Genomic DNA, 16,422 nt, shown 5'->3' with positions numbered 1-16,422 from the left:
TGTATTAAATGTGAGAGATTAATTGACCTTTCCACTTGGTCAAGGGCATTCTACAACGGTAAGGCAGTCTTCGTAAACCGCGATGGCTTATTTTCAACAATTTCTGAATGAATAATAGCAAAATGAGAACAGCATTTTATATTTCCGATGGTACCGCTATCACCTCTGAAGTGTTTGGTCACGCAACGCTTTCAATGTTCCCTGTAGAATTTAATCACCAAACGATACCATTTGTAGAAACAGTAAAAAAAGCAAATGAAATCAAAGAATTAATAGACTCGGTTGCTGAGACTTCAGGTGAAAAACCATTGGTGTTTTTTACATTCGTTAATCCAGAATTGTCCGATATTATTTTATCGTCGCAAGGGGTTTGTTACGACTTTTTATCTTATGCGAGCGAAATAGTAAAAAGAGAGCTAAAAGTTCAGCCGGTGCCCAAAATGCACCGCACGCATAGCATTCACGAATCGTCTTATGATTTTAGAATTGATGCAGTTAACTACGCACTTGCAAATGATGACGGCGCAAATATTAAAGATTATGACGAGGCAGACATCATATTGGTTGGTGTCAGCCGCAGCGGTAAAACGCCGACAAGCTTATATTTAGCATTGCAATATGGGATAAAAGCCGCGAATTATCCGATGACAGAGGATGATTTAGAAAGTGGAAAACTACCCAAATGTCTAGATAAATACAAAGGTAAGCTCTTTGGCTTAACCATAGATCCCGAAAGACTAGCCGCAATAAGGCAAGAGAGAATGGCAAACTCCAAGTACGCATCAATCAGACAATGCCGTATTGAAGTCAAAGAAGTCGAGATGCTATTTAAAAAGAATAGAACGCCTTACTTGAACAGTACACGTTATTCCGTTGAGGAAATCTCAGCAAAGATTATTTCTGAAACTGGGTTAAAGCGCCATAAATACTAAAAAGGCCGCAATGCGGCCCTTTGTTTGCCATTTATACTGTTTTACGAGCATCTTTTAGTAGATCAGCAACTAAAAATCCTAGCTCTAAAACTTGGTCTGCGTTTAGACGCGGATCACACTGGGTGCGGTAACGCTGAGATAAGTCTTCGTCTGATAGACCATAGGCACCACCAACACACTCAGTGACGTGTTGCCCTGTCATTTCTAAGTGCACCCCACCAGGATAGCTACCCTCAGCTTTATGCACTGCGAAGAACTGACTGATTTCTCTTAGGATATTGTTAAAGCTACGTGTCTTATATCCAGTGGTCGCTTTTTCAGTGTTTCCGTGCATGGGATCCGAAGTCCAAATAACTTTGCGGCCTTCTTCTTGAATTCTGCGAACTAATTTAGGCAGCTTTTCCGGCAGCACATCTGCACCCATGCGTGTGATAAGTGTTAGACGACCAGGAATATTATCAGGGTTAAGCGCATCGACAAGTTTAATTAACTCATCTTCTTGCATCCCTGGGCCAACCTTTACGCCAATAGGGTTTTTAATACCACGGAAAAATTCGATATGTGCGTGATCTAATTGACGCGTACGTTCACCAATCCACACAAAGTGAGCAGAACAATCGTACCAATCACCGGATAAGTGATCTCTTCTCGTTAACGCTTCTTCATAACCTAATAGTAGCGCTTCGTGTGAAGTATAAAGCGGAGTTTCCTTCAGACTTGGTGCAACTGTTGAATCAATGCCACAAACTTCCATAAACTCAAGTGCTTCTTGAATACGCTCAGCGAGTTGTTGAAACTTGTCTTTTAACGGATTTGCAGCTACGAAACTCATATTCCAGCGATTTACCTGATGCAGATCTGCAAGACCACCCTGCGCAAACGCGCGAAGTAGGTTAAGCGTTGCTGCAGACTGGTGATACGCTTTCATCAATCTATCAGGATCTGGGATACGTGCTTCTTCCGTAAACTCAAAGCTATTAACGATATCGCCACGATATGAAGGTAAGGATGTACCATCAATAGTCTCAAAATCAGAAGAACGGGGTTTTGCATACTGCCCAGCCATTCGAGCAATTTTAACTACCGGGCATTTACCGCCATAGGTTAATACGACAGCCATTTGCAAAAGTGTTTTGAACGTATCACGAATATTAGCGGCACTGAAATCAGAAAACGATTCGGCGCAATCACCACCTTGCAATATAAAAGCTTTACCTTCACAAACATCTGCTAGGCTTTTATACAAGCTTCGCGTCTCTTCTGCAAAAACGAGCGGTGGGGCTGAATTTAGTTCTTTTTCAACTGATTTTAACTTCTCTGAATTTGGGTATTCAGGTTGCTGCAAGATAGGTTTATCTCTCCAGCTATTTGGGCTCCAATTAGCCATTGTATTTTCCTCATTCCAATATGTGTTACCACCATTGAACAGTACCCCAAGCCCCCTTATTCATCAAGGAAAAACTTTAGTTTGTTTTAACAAAGAACACATCATACATTTAGCAATAAAAATAAATAGATACAATAGCTAAAACTGTTCCATAAATTCTTTCACGATATAATCCTTGTTTAAGAAAGTTAATTTTTAATACATCTCTTCAACCAGAACGAAAGCGAACTTCAATTTGACAAATATCGGACTTTTAAGATCTAGGCCGTTATAATGGGCTTTATTGTCGATTTAAGATCGCTAGAAGCGATATTAATATCAAACATAATCTTGTAGACCTACTTAATGGCGCTGTCGGATGGTAGCCAGTTCAAGACTTTGTTCGCAACAATGGAATTCTACCCTATCTCTTCAGTAAACCGTTTTACGGAGTATTTACATAGCAAGGCAACAGACAGATTTTGGTCACTTATTTGTATTATGTTAAGTTGATTGCTTTTTAAAGTTTCATCTATGAAAGGTGAAAGGTAGCAACTCGTAGTATTTTATGAGCAGGAAGGGAGTAAGAAAAATGAGTCGTATTGTGACAAATCACACATAGCTTTTGGAAATGTTAACTCACACAGATACTTCCAGCTGGCCTCTCCCCAAATGAGAGCTCATTACTTAAAAAACTGGAGAGATCGTTCTTCAGTTCATTGGGTTATTTAAATAAAATGAATTTTCTTGATTAAGCTATCTTATACGATGAAATCTCGCCGACCAATCTAGACTAACTAGATAAAACTCTACTGTTAAAAAGGTGGTATTGCTTACTATAGTACTACTGAGTTTGCTCTTGACCCTCATCCTTTTCTTGATTTCTAACACAACAACTTTTTTCGTTCATCTATTCTTACAGCATCAAGAGGACTCTGCCTAAGGTGACTATTAATATGATTACTCGTTAAATAACTTAAACGCTATTTTCATTTCCAAAATCCCCATCAACTTCGAGACTGTTAATTTCAGAGATATTTTCCTATAAACAACTAGCACATCCAGCACGACTCGTTCACAACCGAGCTATTCAGACGCTTGAAGAGAGATCTCTACTTTGCTCTTCGACATGAACACAGGTGTGAGAACGATATGATGTTGAAACTGCCTAAACATATGAGATGCGTTTTCATATTTACTCCAGCTCTTCTTTATTTAACTTCGGTACAAATCGGGTAAGGAAATATTCCGGCGAAATTTGCATAATACTGAAGTGCCTGGTTTAGTTATTATAAAGTTAGTGCTAGCGTTGCAACTTCGAACTGAACATGTATCAAAAGAAACTTGCACTATATTTTAGTCAGGTAAGACTGCAGAAAATGCGGATATTACTTGAAGATTCATTGCAAAGTAAAAGAAGTGGTACGGTTGTTCTCCAAGAAAGTGTAAAATTAAATTATTTAGAAGTAAGTACACGCTTACTTTTTACATCTCAACTTATCAATCACCTTCCCTTTACGGTCTAACTAGAATCTATTAAATCTTCACGTCTACATAAAAGCGCTCGGTCGAAATAAAGTTTGTGAATACTTACTATGGGTTTTCACTACCAAAACCTCTTGACAGTAACAAGACAATGTCGGGATCAACAAGTTGACTTTAATTTATAAAAAAGAGTATCATCGCGAGGATTTCACAAAGAACACATCATACAAACTGTTAATCAATATGAAATCACCATTAAATTTAAAAATTAATCAGGAAGCTGAAAATTAGCATTGCCATTCTGAGTGATTACTAGCCACCACTTTCTATTTGAGTATTGTCCGTTAAGAACTCCCTGCAAAAATTTATCAAAATCCAATTTTATAAGAGAAATGCAAAAAAATTTGATATAATTTAGCTCATAAAAAGGAACACATCATACTAAATATAAATTAGATAATTTGACCTCTAAAAAGCTGATGAACATTTTCATCAAAATAACGTAGATTTAATTCTCTATTTATAAAATTAACTAGGGCCTGCTTATCTTTCAAGTTTGTTTTTGCAGCTGTTGGCAGAACCTGCGTAGCATAGTTATGCTATATGAGTCAGGCGATAAAGACACAAAGTACCTTTCCCCAGCACTTCTGGGCCAACAATGAACCAAAACAAAAATCAAACAATGAAAGGTCCCTAGCTGATCATTTGATTTCTCCAAAGTCTTGGCGCTCTGAATAGAGGCTAAATAAGTGAAGATAAATATGAGCTATCAGAATATTTTTGATATAATCTGGATAAACCTAGAAGAACACATCATACTTATTTATTAGGTAAACATGTATACTGTTACTGCATCACTCACAACTAATTGGTCAAATAGCTAACTACTTAACACTGATATTCTATATAAGATATCCAGCTTAATTTAGCAAATGGAGGTTTAGTGAAAATGATATGGTTAGTTTTTCCATTAAATACTCATAGTAAAATCGCTTAGCGAGGTTCCATTATTTTTGATATAATATTAAAGAGATAATAAGAACACATCATACAATGAATAAATTCAATATACGTTCAACTTTCGATATTCTTAACGAACATATTAATCAGCTATGCCATGAACTGACTGAAGCCGATATAAAAAAGGCAACTTTTTATGAACTGCCTGATATAAAAAAACAAGATGAAGAAACCGCTCCAACAAATATAGCGGTTACAAAAATAGAAGGTGAAAAAGCACTCGCTAAATGTTTAGATGCTTATCGCGATCTCTATTTAAACGACCGAGAAAGCGGAAAATTGTTGCAAAGGTTCCCAGGTCTTCTGTTAGTCAATGATCCTAAAGAAATTATCAAGTCTAGAGTGAATGCCGTAAATCTTGCCAAAGAAAATTTTAAAAATGCTATTCTGGAAATTTCTAACAATGATGCCAGATTCGAAGCTGTTCATAGTGCAGTTCCTAACTTAATGACTTTGGCTGCCTATCGAAAAATACATAGCGAATCCGAAGCTCCCTATTCCGTTCGATTTACCTGGATGAAAAAACATGCAACCAGAGTTTTGAGTAAAGAACTTGCTATGGAGATGTTGAATCGCTCGTCACTTTATTCAAATCCGAGGATGATAGATCAGGAAAAGTGGCAACAGCTAGTAGAACAAGAAAAATATAGAGTTTCTAGTCTATCAGAAAATGCAAAGCTCAGAATTAGAAGGCCAACCAGAGTAACACCTGAGGTGAATGTAAGATATACAGCTCAAAGTCGCTATCATGTAAGTGCCGCACTTCCATTTATACTCTTTAACCCGCATCCAGACACTAAACTTGGGGAGTTAAGTCATTTTACACAAAAGGATGATCATCCAAGAAAGCGAGAGTACAACTTTCTAGTCGATAGAATTTATTTAGAAAGATTTGAATAATAATAAGGTAAATTCCACACAGAATTTAATAATGTGACACAATTTAACATAATCTTGAAAGATAAGCATAGACCATGCAAGTACTAACTGTACTTGTCCTCATTATTGTATGATGTGTTCTATACTACTTTAAAACTTATAGGCTAAGATGAAATCGTTATCTTCACAGATTAAGTACTAAATTTCTTCAGGTTAAATTTTGATTTATCATTAAGTTTTAAGCTTTGAATAGCTGATCGACCACGGACTTGCTTCTAGCAATCACTAACAAATCAACGTCTGTTGGATAACAAACTTTTTCTAGTTGATTGTTCTAAATAGGAAGGTTTGAATTATTGATATGCTTGTTCTCTCTTCTAAGGATTAGAGAATTAATTTGATCCGCAGATGTAGTTTCAAGATTTATTGATGTCAGTATTTTTCACCGCAGAAAATTTTTAAGAAAGCTTTTAGCTCTTTAGTTTTCATCGTTTTGAAGAATTGGGTTGTGATAAATTTCGCTCAGAAAGTATCTTCTGTTGAAATAGAAATTAGCTTTGATATAGAAGTTTTTTGTTTTGGCTAGAAGTACCACTCTAGCCAAAATAAGAAATCCTATTTTTTAACGATTTCTTCTAATGTATCTTCATCAATTACTTCAACATTTTCGACGATACGTTTTCCACCTTGAATTTCGATACGTTTATGGTGTTTATTGAGAGCCAATATTTCGTCACAGAATTGAGCAGATGGGTGCATTTCGTACACATAATCAACGATTTTCCCGGACTTTTCATCCTTAACATTTGAAATGTTGTATTCGGATATTGCCCCTTTCTCGATCAAATCTTTCATTGTTGTGGTCATATCACGACGAAGTGCCTTTAATTTATTCTCTGTAATTTCATCATCAGAATAAATTGAGCCATATTTTTCCATAATTGAAATTAGGCGAAAATGATAAGTTTTACCTGGGGCTGCATAACGCCATAGATGATACAAACGTAGCATCATCCAACGAGATAAACCACGTTTTAACTCTTGAGCACTGTTGAAATAATAACCTTTATACTCCAAGTTATCGATCATGTTATGAACAAATGCATTTAAGCATGCAACACATTTGATGTTTCCGCCCTGTCCTTTTTTGCCACTAAAGTGTAGCGACGACAGAAAGTTCATATTTGATTCGTAAAATGAATCATCAATACTTGGGTTTTTAGTATCTGTAGCTGTATATTTGAACGAAAGTTTAGAACCTTGAAGGGCTTCCAAAGATTCCTTAATTTGCGGATAAGGCATTGATTGACCAACAGCTTTTAATTCTTGGGCAAGCTCGTTCATCGAAAAAATAACTGCGTATTGAATACCGGACTTAAAATTTATTTTAACAATCTTGCCTTTGGAAGCTAGACGGATCAGCGCGCGCTCGACCTTTTCTTCTCGGTCAGATGGCCAAACTAAAAACTCTTCGTCATCACCATCTTTTTTAGTACTAACAACAGCAGGCGTAATTTTTATCTCACCTTCGTATAGAATACCATCTACTTTTTCAGATATTTTCCTCGTTACGATCGTTTTTTTAGGCGCTTCTTCTAACGGTAATTTTTTATGTCCCGAACGAACAAAACGCCCCCATAAATCGTAATGATTAAAAGTGTTAGAATAAGCTCTTAACCCATGGGCGGCATTTTCTAAAGATACTCGAACATCTTTATTATCCGTAAACAACGCCAAACTTTCGTTATCGATTGCACTTTCGACACCATGGATCTGTCCACGAAGCGAATCGGGCAAATTGTCAACAGAGATGTTCACCTTCCGGCTCATTGTTTTACTTCCAAATTTTCATGACGTCTAATAACAACATATTCGACAGAAAAAGTTAATGATTAAAGTTAGTAAAAAAGTGATCTGAAGTAACTTTTTTTGTTGGGATCATTCTTTTACTAAGTAGAGCCGATTTTCAGATCAAGATTTTACTAACAAAGGTAAAATGAACGCCGAAAAACCTTTAATTTAAGGTCTATTTTGCGGATTTACAACGACAAACCAGACGTCCTTGTGGAAAACTCTATCATTAATTAGTAAAGATCTGATCTATGCTAGGTAGAGATCAGATCTATACATACCTTAACGTACTAGATCTTATATCATCTGTGCATAACTGTCTGATCTTACTTAGTAAAAAATTGATCTCAAGCATCATGCCTGTGAATAATTCTGTGCATAAACTGTTTATATATAACTTTTTGAAATAGTAGTTAGTAAAATTCCGATCTCGGAGTTATAAGAGATCTGATCTTAACCTAGTAAAAAACAGATCTATAAAAATCAAAAAAACTTATGTAAAACAGTTGGATAGGATATAATTTCTTTGCCTTAGCCTTTAATACCTATATATCTAACCATATCTAAACTTTCTTATTTATACTTAGATGTAAATCAAAATTACAAATGTCTTTGTTTTTTTGTGTTTACAGCAAAATATATGGACATTATAATAATCGTTATCAAATAAAGGATAATGTGTATGTCTATAAATAACAATGCGCTATCAACGTACCGGCTGTTGAAAGCTACAGCAGAAGTAGCAGAACAATCACTTGCTGGTCGTATTCAACATTATAGAGCTCATCTTAAAACTGAAGAAAAAGAGCTTAGAACTTACACGCAAAAAGCTGCCGCAGACCTACTTGGTGTAAATAATAGAACACTCAAAAGACGTCATGATCAAGGTGACTTTGATACCATCAATATAAAGAAAGGTGCAAACGGTCATTATGCATACACATTAGCAAATATCTTTGCGATGGCAGATGTTCTCGGTGTAAATGCTGATCAACGAAAGTCCAGCGATAAATTACAAGTCATTGTGATTAATAGTTTGAAAGGCGGTTGTGGTAAAACAACAAGTTTGGTGAATATTGCAGCAGCACTAGCTACAACAAATATTAAACGCTATCGCATCGGGATCATTGATCTTGATCCACAAGGATCATCATCAAGCTTTTTTCCATCTAATGATCATGAGCCGATCACGGTTGGCGATCTAATGAGAGATTGCATTGAGTTAGATGAAGGTGAAACATGGAAAGATCTTGTCTCTAATTCCTTCCAAGAAACCCACATTCCAAATATTCGCGTATTACCTTCTGGTATGGATGACTTTTACTTTGAACACGAAACAGCAACAGAGTTAAAAGAAAGTTCAAGCTACGAAAAGACACGTCATTACCATAAGCTTAAAGAGAAGGTTATAGAGCCCGTACAAGACGAATTTGATATTATCCTAGTAGATACCGCACCTTCACTTAATTTTATGTTCTACAACGCATTGATGGCGTCTACGGCTATGTTGATACCTGTACACCCAGAGGCCGTAGACTTCGACGCTAATAATAAATACCTGAAGCGTCTTGGTGAGATATACCATACCGTTGCAGCTCTTGGTCACGAAGGTTGGGACTTTATGCAATTCTTGGTCACTAACTATGTTAAAGGCAACCATTCTCAGCGCGATATCGTTAAAGATGTACGTAGTGCTTTTGGTCGTCAAGTAATGAGCTATCCAATCAATCACAGCTCAGCAATTACTGCGAGCTCTTCATCGTTTAACACTATTTTTGACCAAAAGACTTCAGATAGTTTAGCAAGTCGTGAAGCATTGCTAAAAGCGCAAGAAAATATCAAAGACGTGGTTGATGAATTAGAGATGCTGATCCGTTCAAATTGGCCTTCAACACAATCCTCGCTAGCAGAATAAAAAGGTATTAATAATGGCTAGAAAACGTAAAAATGATACACGAATTGATCCTTTTGCTACTGCGGTTGAAGGCAGTAGCCTCGACGATCTTTTAGATCAGGCTAAAGTAGGCGACGTGGTTACAATGCCTGCGCCAAGCGATCCGACAAAAACCATAGTACTGACTTGTGAAGTAGTGCCGTTTAGCGAAATTGAGAGTAAAACCACAGTTTATGGGCAGAATCGCCGCGAGCAATCTTTATTAAGCGAAAAAGCAGTCGCAGATATATTACCTGCCATTAAAAAAGATAAGCGAAATCTCCACCCTGCCCTATGCTGGCAACACAATGGCAAACTTCACGTTTTATCAGGCTCAAGACGCCGTAAAGCCTGTTTGCTAGCCGAAGCAGATTATGTGGTGTTGAGCTCGAAAGACTTTAGTGACGAAGATGCAAAGACATTAGCGGTATCTTCCGATCAATACATCGCTCCGAGCCTTTGGGAATTGGGTAAAGCCTATTTTGATACTAAACATAACTTGATCGAACAAGGCCAAAAAGGATCGTATCGAGAAATAGCTGCCGTGGAAGGTGTTTCTCACACAGCTATCGCAGACGCATTGAAAGCTTATGAAAGCATTCCGGTCGAAGTATTGCAGTTATATCCAACGGCGAATCATTTAGGCCGTGAAGCGGCTAAAAAGCTCATCACAGCGAAACAAGAACAACCAGAGCAGTTTTCAGAGCAAATTGCTGCACTTAAAGCGCAAGATTTTATGACTGAAGAGATGTCAGATGAGAAACGTGCTGTTCAGATCACTAAATTCTTGACTACTTTCGGAAGTAGCGATTCTCGCGTGGAGTCCATGCTAGAGAACGACTACATTCGAGTACAAAGAAATCTTAAAAGCGGTGATGTCACCGTGAAAATAGATAATCGAGTATTGACTGATAAGCGTTTGGAACAATTGCAAAAATTACTTAGCAGTTATAACTAAGGTTCGTTCAAAAATTGCCGCGTTGGTTGAATTATCAGGCAACTCGGCGCTTTTTCTAGTCAGTTGACCTCCAACCAGTCCTTTTTTAGCGAATTTCTCGCATTTCTCTCTTTAGCTCAAATCACTAATTTCATATACTGGCTTTTTATTTTAATTTTGACGTGCACTTAATGTCTTCGCAGTTATCTAAAGAGCAACTTTTCGCCTTATTTGAAGAAATCAAACAGGAACAGGCCAATCAATTTCCTTTGTCTGAACGTTTTCTTCGTCAGTACTTCAATTCAGCTTTACTTGCGAAAGCTAAGGAGTATTTGAAAGACGAACAAGTCTGTTACCTTCAACATAGCGAAAACTTTGCGCAAATCGACGCGCAGGTATTGGGAAATTACGGCAATACTTTCACTCAGCACATCAAAATAAACCAATCACAAGGTACCGTTTCGGTCGAAGCAAACTGCTCTTGTTCAAATAATCCGAAATGTCGGCACATTGCCGCGGTATTGCTCAAACTTAAAATCGAACATTCTGGCGGTTTTGGTGAGGCTTATTTGGTTAATGACTGGTTTAATGAACTTGGGCAGTTGCAGCAAGTCGATAAAGCAGACGCGGAAAACGTCTTACTCTTCGTGTTAGAGCCTCGAGCAAACGAAGTCCTTGTAAGTCCTAAGGTATCGCCAAATCGGCCCGATGGTGTTTACCCCTTAGGTCGAGTGTTAACCGAGCAGCAGCTCAATAGTCAGGTCGCTCCTGCTGGTTTATTAGAAAACGATTTTCGCTTATTTAGCTGGATCCGCTCGCAAAATACACCGGGTCATTTTGAGCTATTTGGCGCCTGGGGCTTTAATGCACTCACACAACTTGTACATACCCATCGCTGTTTTTATCGTAACCAGCGCCAACCTTTGGAGCTTGGGCACAAGCAAACGCTAGATTTTTACTGGCATCAAGAAGGCAATGAATACCAACTTAAAAGCCGTCTGGCGAATGTTGAACACTGGCGCTTGATTAAAACCGAACCTCCGGTGTATCTAGATACTGAAAACTTGGTCGTTGGCCGCATTGAGTCAGAGCTTACCGCGCAGGAAATCGCCCACCTTCATACTATGCCTACCATCACGGCTGAAAAGCTAGAGCAGGTGATGGCACGTTTCCAAGATATCTTTACGGATGATGTTATTGCGCCTCCTGCTGGGTTTTCGCAGTTAGCGAGTAAGCAATCTAATGTTGCTAAGCTTATAAAACTAGATAGGCCAAATAAAATTCGTTTTGCAATTGAGCCACTTGGAAAAGGCGCGACGAAAAAGCAGTTAGCAAGGCTGGAGCAGGTACTCACAGGTCTCGGCTTTGTCCATGAGGGCGACGAGTTTTTATTACCAACTGAGGATGGCGTTGAAGTCCATTGGTTTAACAGGGAGATCAGGCCGCTTTTACAGGGTAAACGTTGGATTGTTGACGAGCTGCCAAGCAATGGCCTCGTTGTTACACCTAAAGTGCTGTTAAGCCTTAAACGAGATAAGCAACATCATGTGCTCGGAAAGGTGATGTTAGATGACAAACCCGTTACGCTCAACTGGGATAAGCATCCGGTTCATGAGCTTAACAACCTCGCCCATGAATATCGCTACGTCGAAATCGGCGAGCAGTTCTATGCTATTAGCAAATCCATATTTGATGAATTGCTGGAGCTGAAATCTCGTTTTAGTTATTACCTTTCGAGCTCACAATTTAAATTTCCGTTGTCGTATGCCAAAAAGCTGTTTGAACTGACTCATATTCATGCCGACTCAGACGATCAAAAGCTACTTGAGTATCTCGCTGAGCTAGATAAACCGATAGAAAATCTTGACGTGATCCCAGCCAGCGAAGGACAATGCTTCATCCTACGAGATTATCAAGTACAAGGTGTTAACTGGCTTAAGTTCCTTAATCGTCATCAGTTAGGTGGCATTCTGGCAGATGATATGGGCCTTGGAAAAACGCTTCAGGTTATTGCTTACTTTATTTCTCAGCACAATACGCTAGTGACACAACCAAGTTTAATTGTCTGTCCGACGAGTTTAGTGGGAAACTGGCGTGACGAATTTAAACGTTTCGCACCGCATCTACCTCTCACTATTATTCATGGATCCAATAGAGAGGAAGCACTTACTAACTTGTCAGGTGCAAGATTTATTCTAACGACGTATCCGCTACTTAAGCGCGATGTGGCGTATTATAAAGGGCTTGATTTTGATTCAATTGTGTTGGATGAAGCACAATATATTAAAAACGAAAGCGCACAAATATCTAAATGCGTAAAGAGCCTATCCGCGCGTTTCAAACTTTGTTTAAGTGGCACTCCGGTAGAGAACAATTTACTCGAGCTTAAATCGCTGCTCGATTTTGTGATGCCTGATGTGCTGGGCACTAAGCAGCAGTTTAAGCAACACTTCCAGATCCCAATTGAAAAAGAACAAGATCGCCCAAGAGCCCGAGAGCTTAGATCGCTGATCGCGCCATTTATTCTTCGTCGTACAAAAGCTGAGGTAGTGAAAGAGCTACCCAATAAGACAGAACTCATCAAAGAGTTAGAGTTCTCTGATGAGCAACATAAATTATATCAAGGTGTTCAGCACCAAGTAGAAAGCAAATTGCTCAATCTATTTCAGGAGCAAGGCGTTGAAAGAAGTAAGCTGGCGTTCCTCGATGCCTTGTTAAAGTTACGTCAGATCTGCTGTCACCCACAATTGGTTGATAAATCACTGACCGACCAACATGGCGCTAAATTTGAGTGGCTTGCGCAACACCTGCCAGTACTACTCAGTGAGGGCCGTAAGATAATTATCTTCAGCCAGTTCACCAGCGTGTTAGATCTCATTGCTGAGCAGTGCCAACAGCAACAGTTGAAATACACTATGCTGACAGGGCAGACAAGGCAACGGGATAAAGCCATTGAGGCGTTTACTCAAGGCAAGTGCAATGTCTTTTTGATAAGCCTAAAAGCTGGGGGAACTGGTTTGAATTTGACTCAAGCAGATACGGTTATCCATTTCGATCCTTGGTGGAATCCTGCGGTAGAAAATCAAGCAACAGATCGCGCCTATCGTATCGGCCAAGATAAGCCGGTGTTCGTGTACAAATTGATTATGGCGAACTCTATCGAAGAGAAAGTGTTTAAGATGCAGCGCGATAAACAAGCCCTTGTTGACGCCCTATTTGCTGAGTCTGGTGTCAATCTTGGTCAGTTTGATGAGTCGCAAATGCTAGCGCTGATAAAAAATTAAAAATAATTTGGAACTAATCAACAAAGGTGAAGGTCTATGATAGTGCTTGTTGTGACATTGTTGAAACAGTAGGCATATGTTGATTTTCCCCCTTTGTTACTGATTGTAATAAGCCAGCTTAATTAAGTTGGCTTTTCTTTTTTCTGGCCCTAAAACATCTTTCACTCCATTTTTATTCCATAATCTCGCGCTTTAATAGCTACAACGGAGAAACGCCATAGACCAATTAGGACAACCTTATGCTTTGCTACGATGCAACAATTTCACACTTAAACTTTATTGAGACACAATCAGAATCAGACTATGATCTACTTAATGAAGTTGCGAGTTCCGAAGACTTGTCTAGTATACTGACCATGTTACTGTTCGATGACACGCTTTCAGACAAGTTAAAGCGTCAAGTTAGACAACAATTGAAAAAGTTAAAAGCAAAGAGTAAATAAATCCTATGTCTACCCCATCAAGAATTTTGCTCGTCGAAGACGACCAAGATATTGCAGAGCAGGTGCTGTTGTTTTTTAGAGCATCCGGTTTTGAAATGTTTCATATTGCAGACGGTGCCGAAGTTGTACCTTGGGTAAAGTTAAACCAACCAAATGCAATCTTGATGGATATCATGTTGCCGAACCAAGATGGCGTAGAGTGTATGCGTCAAATTCGAGAGTTTTCTGAAGTACCTATTGTGATGCTGACTGCCAAAGTGGCAGAAGCTGACCGTTTAAAGGGCTTAGAAGTCGGCGCAGATGATTATGTATGTAAACCTTTTAGTGCCGCTGAATTAGTGATGCGCATGAAGGCGATCTTACGTCGTTGTGTGAACACCAATGCGTATCAAAAGCCTATCGAAGTAAATCGCGAAGAATTAACGGTTAAGCTGAATGGCAGTACATTAGGCTTAACCAAAGTTGAGTTTGACGTCTTTGCGCTTTTATATGATGCACCAAACCGTGTCTTTTCAAGACAGCAAATTCTTGATTATATTCAACCGGATAACTTTGATATTTCGGATCGCGTAATCGACAGCCACATTAAAAATATCAGAAAGAAAATCAAAGGATTAGATTTATCTCCGAAAATTGTAGAGTCGGTATATGGCGCCGGGTATCGCTACAATGGTCAACAGATCACTGAATGACTAAGTGATTGAAATTTATATCTAAGGTATTATCAAAGTAGAAGAACCGATGAGATCTCAATATGCTTTGGTCAATGCTCTCCAATACGCCTGCATGGTTTAGTCTTGCGCTATTTGCAGGCGGTGCGGCTACCCTACTCCCCGTTGTTTGGGTCATACGCAGCACTTTCAAAAATCAACTCAATACTCAACTCGCCTCCGAGCAAGCACTTAGGTCGCAACTAAGCCAAGCCGAGCAACTCGCTGAGCAATTAAGAGCACAGCAACTGCAAAGTCATGGCCAACAGCAGCAATTGCAAGCAAGACTAGCTGAGCGTCAACGGCAAGCCGCTGAATATCAGCAGCTGTGGCAGCGAGAGCTCGATGCCAAGGAAGAAATTCAAGTGCATGCTCATGAGTTAGAAGTTGAAATGGCCAATCTGCAAACCTTGCTGGAGCAAAAGCAACTAAGTTTTGAGCAGCAGCTCGCGCAGCTTGAGCAAGCAAAAGTCCAGTTGAAAGAAGAGTTTCACAATCTCGCGAATCAAATATTTGATGAGAAAAGCGAGCGTTTTAGTCACCAAAGTAAAGAAAAAATTCAGCAGTTGCTGCAGCCAGTACAAGGTGAGTTAAAGGGCTTTAGAGATAAAATGGAAGCCATTCATAGTGAAGAGCTTAAGCAACGGGCGTCATTGAAAACTGAATTGCTGCACTTACAAGCCAACAATAAAGCCATGACTGAGCAAGCAGATCGTTTGACCACTGCGCTACAGGGGCAAAAGAAAGCACAAGGTAACTGGGGCGAACTCATGCTCGAAAATGTGCTTGATAGCGCTGGGCTACGTCCCGGTTACGACTATCAGCGAGAAGTAAACTTTAATACCGACGAAGGCAAGTTTCGCCCTGACGTCGTGGTTTACTTACCGCAATCTCGTCATCTGGTTATTGACGCTAAAACCTCATTGAATGCCTATACAAGGTATATTAATGCCACAACAGATAGTGAAGCGAATCAAGCCATTGTGGCACACACCGAAGCCATCACTGCACGGATCAAAGAGTTGGGTAGTAAGTCTTATGAGCGCTTACCTGGTCTTAACTCCCCAGAGGTAGTCATTATGTTTATCCCTGTGGAATCTGCATTTGTTGAGGCGGTTAAGCATAAGCCAACGCTTTATCAGGACGCTTTACAAAACAATGTATTGGTGGCAACGCCAACAACGCTTTTAACCAGCCTTAATATAGTCAAACAGCTATGGCGTTTTGAAGAACAAAGCAAGCACACCAGAGAGCTGGCGCTTCGAGCTGAGAAGTTTTATAACAAGCTCAATAGCTTCCTACATAGTATGGAAGGGGTGGGCAAACAGCTTGATAAAGCGAAAGAGAGTTACGAGCGCGCGTTTTCTCAGTTGTATATGGGTAAGGGCAACTTAATAAAGCAAGCCTCTGAATTTAAAGAGCTAGGTGTTGCTGTAGTCAAAGAGCTACCCGAAGAACTCGAAGAAAAAGCCAAACTTGAGCTTGAGCCGGTAAGCCCGCTTGGCAACCACGATAGCTCGAAATAAATATTGAATTAAAAAACAAAAAAGGCCCATCGGGCCTTCGAACGAAAGATAAAAGA

Annotated in this window: 10 protein-coding genes; 8 read left to right on the top strand and 2 right to left on the bottom strand. The window is 39.2% G+C overall.

The genetic code is table 11. The features are described 5' to 3' along the window. The first annotated feature begins 122 nt into the window (after positions 1–122). Positions 123–932, top strand: coding sequence for a pyruvate, water dikinase regulatory protein (locus NO992_RS00090; RefSeq protein ID WP_371373277.1), 810 nt, complete (start codon positions 123–125; stop codon positions 930–932). Positions 933–963: 31 nt separating this feature from the next. Here NO992_RS00090 and NO992_RS00085 read toward each other — a convergent pair whose 3' ends face one another. Then, positions 964–2,319, bottom strand: coding sequence for a class II 3-deoxy-7-phosphoheptulonate synthase (locus NO992_RS00085; protein WP_010378652.1), 1,356 nt, complete (start codon positions 2,317–2,319; stop codon positions 964–966). 2,517 nt (positions 2,320–4,836) lie between these two features. Between NO992_RS00085 and NO992_RS00080 the strand changes: the two genes are divergently transcribed. Then, positions 4,837–5,703: a DNA replication terminus site-binding protein gene (locus tag NO992_RS00080; protein WP_371373273.1), complete on the top strand. Its 867-nt coding sequence runs from the start codon at positions 4,837–4,839 to the stop codon at positions 5,701–5,703. A gap of 594 nt (positions 5,704–6,297) precedes the next feature. On the opposite strand, the gene NO992_RS00075 is transcribed toward NO992_RS00080, so the two are convergent. After that, positions 6,298–7,512 (bottom strand): hypothetical protein, encoded by a 1,215-nt coding sequence (locus tag NO992_RS00075; RefSeq protein WP_017216875.1) that lies wholly within the window; start codon positions 7,510–7,512, stop codon positions 6,298–6,300. 703 nt (positions 7,513–8,215) lie between these two features. On the opposite strand from NO992_RS00075, the gene NO992_RS00070 reads away from it, so the two are divergent. The 6 genes from NO992_RS00070 (at position 8,216) to rmuC (ending at position 16,366) form a co-directional block, all read left to right on the top strand. Continuing rightward, on the top strand, positions 8,216–9,448 hold the full coding sequence (locus NO992_RS00070) for an AAA family ATPase (protein WP_017216876.1): 1,233 nt from the start codon (positions 8,216–8,218) through the stop codon (positions 9,446–9,448). Positions 9,449–9,461: 13 nt separating this feature from the next. Then, positions 9,462–10,424: a ParB N-terminal domain-containing protein gene (locus tag NO992_RS00065; RefSeq protein WP_069019168.1), complete on the top strand. Its 963-nt coding sequence runs from the start codon at positions 9,462–9,464 to the stop codon at positions 10,422–10,424. Between the two features lie 170 nt (positions 10,425–10,594). Next, a complete protein-coding gene (locus NO992_RS00060; RefSeq protein ID WP_371373269.1) occupies positions 10,595–13,687 on the top strand; it encodes an SNF2-related protein in 3,093 nt (1,030 codons plus the stop codon). Positions 13,688–13,926: 239 nt separating this feature from the next. Continuing rightward, positions 13,927–14,130, top strand: a complete 204-nt coding sequence (locus NO992_RS00055; protein WP_010376203.1) for a hypothetical protein — start codon at positions 13,927–13,929, stop codon at positions 14,128–14,130. Positions 14,131–14,135: 5 nt separating this feature from the next. Continuing rightward, the gene (locus NO992_RS00050; protein ID WP_017216879.1) at positions 14,136–14,822 is read left to right on the top strand and encodes a response regulator; all 687 of its coding nucleotides are present in this window, start codon (positions 14,136–14,138) and stop codon (positions 14,820–14,822) included. Between the two features lie 62 nt (positions 14,823–14,884). Beyond that, positions 14,885–16,366 (top strand): DNA recombination protein RmuC, encoded by a 1,482-nt coding sequence (rmuC, locus tag NO992_RS00045; protein WP_305775956.1) that lies wholly within the window; start codon positions 14,885–14,887, stop codon positions 16,364–16,366. Positions 16,367–16,422: the final 56 nt, after the last annotated feature.

Origin of the sequence: Pseudoalteromonas sp. DY56-GL79 (genome assembly GCF_041414765.1) — a bacterium.
GTDB lineage: Bacteria > Pseudomonadota > Gammaproteobacteria > Enterobacterales > Alteromonadaceae > Pseudoalteromonas > Pseudoalteromonas piscicida.
The sequence above is the reverse complement of the archived record's forward strand: the minus strand, read 5'-3'. Positions and strand labels throughout refer to the sequence as shown.

What these genes read in the sequence shown, in the direction of transcription:
- NO992_RS00090 (WP_371373277.1), top strand. Translation starts at nt 123, where the DNA reads ATGAGAACAGCATTTTATATTTCCGATGGTACCGCTATCACCTCTGAA.
- NO992_RS00085 (WP_010378652.1), bottom strand. Translation starts at nt 2,319, where the DNA reads ATGGCTAATTGGAGCCCAAATAGCTGGAGAGATAAACCTATCTTGCAG.
- NO992_RS00080 (WP_371373273.1), top strand. Translation starts at nt 4,837, where the DNA reads ATGAATAAATTCAATATACGTTCAACTTTCGATATTCTTAACGAACAT.
- NO992_RS00075 (WP_017216875.1), bottom strand. Translation starts at nt 7,512, where the DNA reads ATGAGCCGGAAGGTGAACATCTCTGTTGACAATTTGCCCGATTCGCTT.
- NO992_RS00070 (WP_017216876.1), top strand. Translation starts at nt 8,216, where the DNA reads ATGTCTATAAATAACAATGCGCTATCAACGTACCGGCTGTTGAAAGCT.
- NO992_RS00065 (WP_069019168.1), top strand. Translation starts at nt 9,462, where the DNA reads ATGGCTAGAAAACGTAAAAATGATACACGAATTGATCCTTTTGCTACT.
- NO992_RS00060 (WP_371373269.1), top strand. Translation starts at nt 10,595, where the DNA reads ATGTCTTCGCAGTTATCTAAAGAGCAACTTTTCGCCTTATTTGAAGAA.
- NO992_RS00055 (WP_010376203.1), top strand. Translation starts at nt 13,927, where the DNA reads ATGCTTTGCTACGATGCAACAATTTCACACTTAAACTTTATTGAGACA.
- NO992_RS00050 (WP_017216879.1), top strand. Translation starts at nt 14,136, where the DNA reads ATGTCTACCCCATCAAGAATTTTGCTCGTCGAAGACGACCAAGATATT.
- rmuC (WP_305775956.1), top strand. Translation starts at nt 14,885, where the DNA reads ATGCTTTGGTCAATGCTCTCCAATACGCCTGCATGGTTTAGTCTTGCG.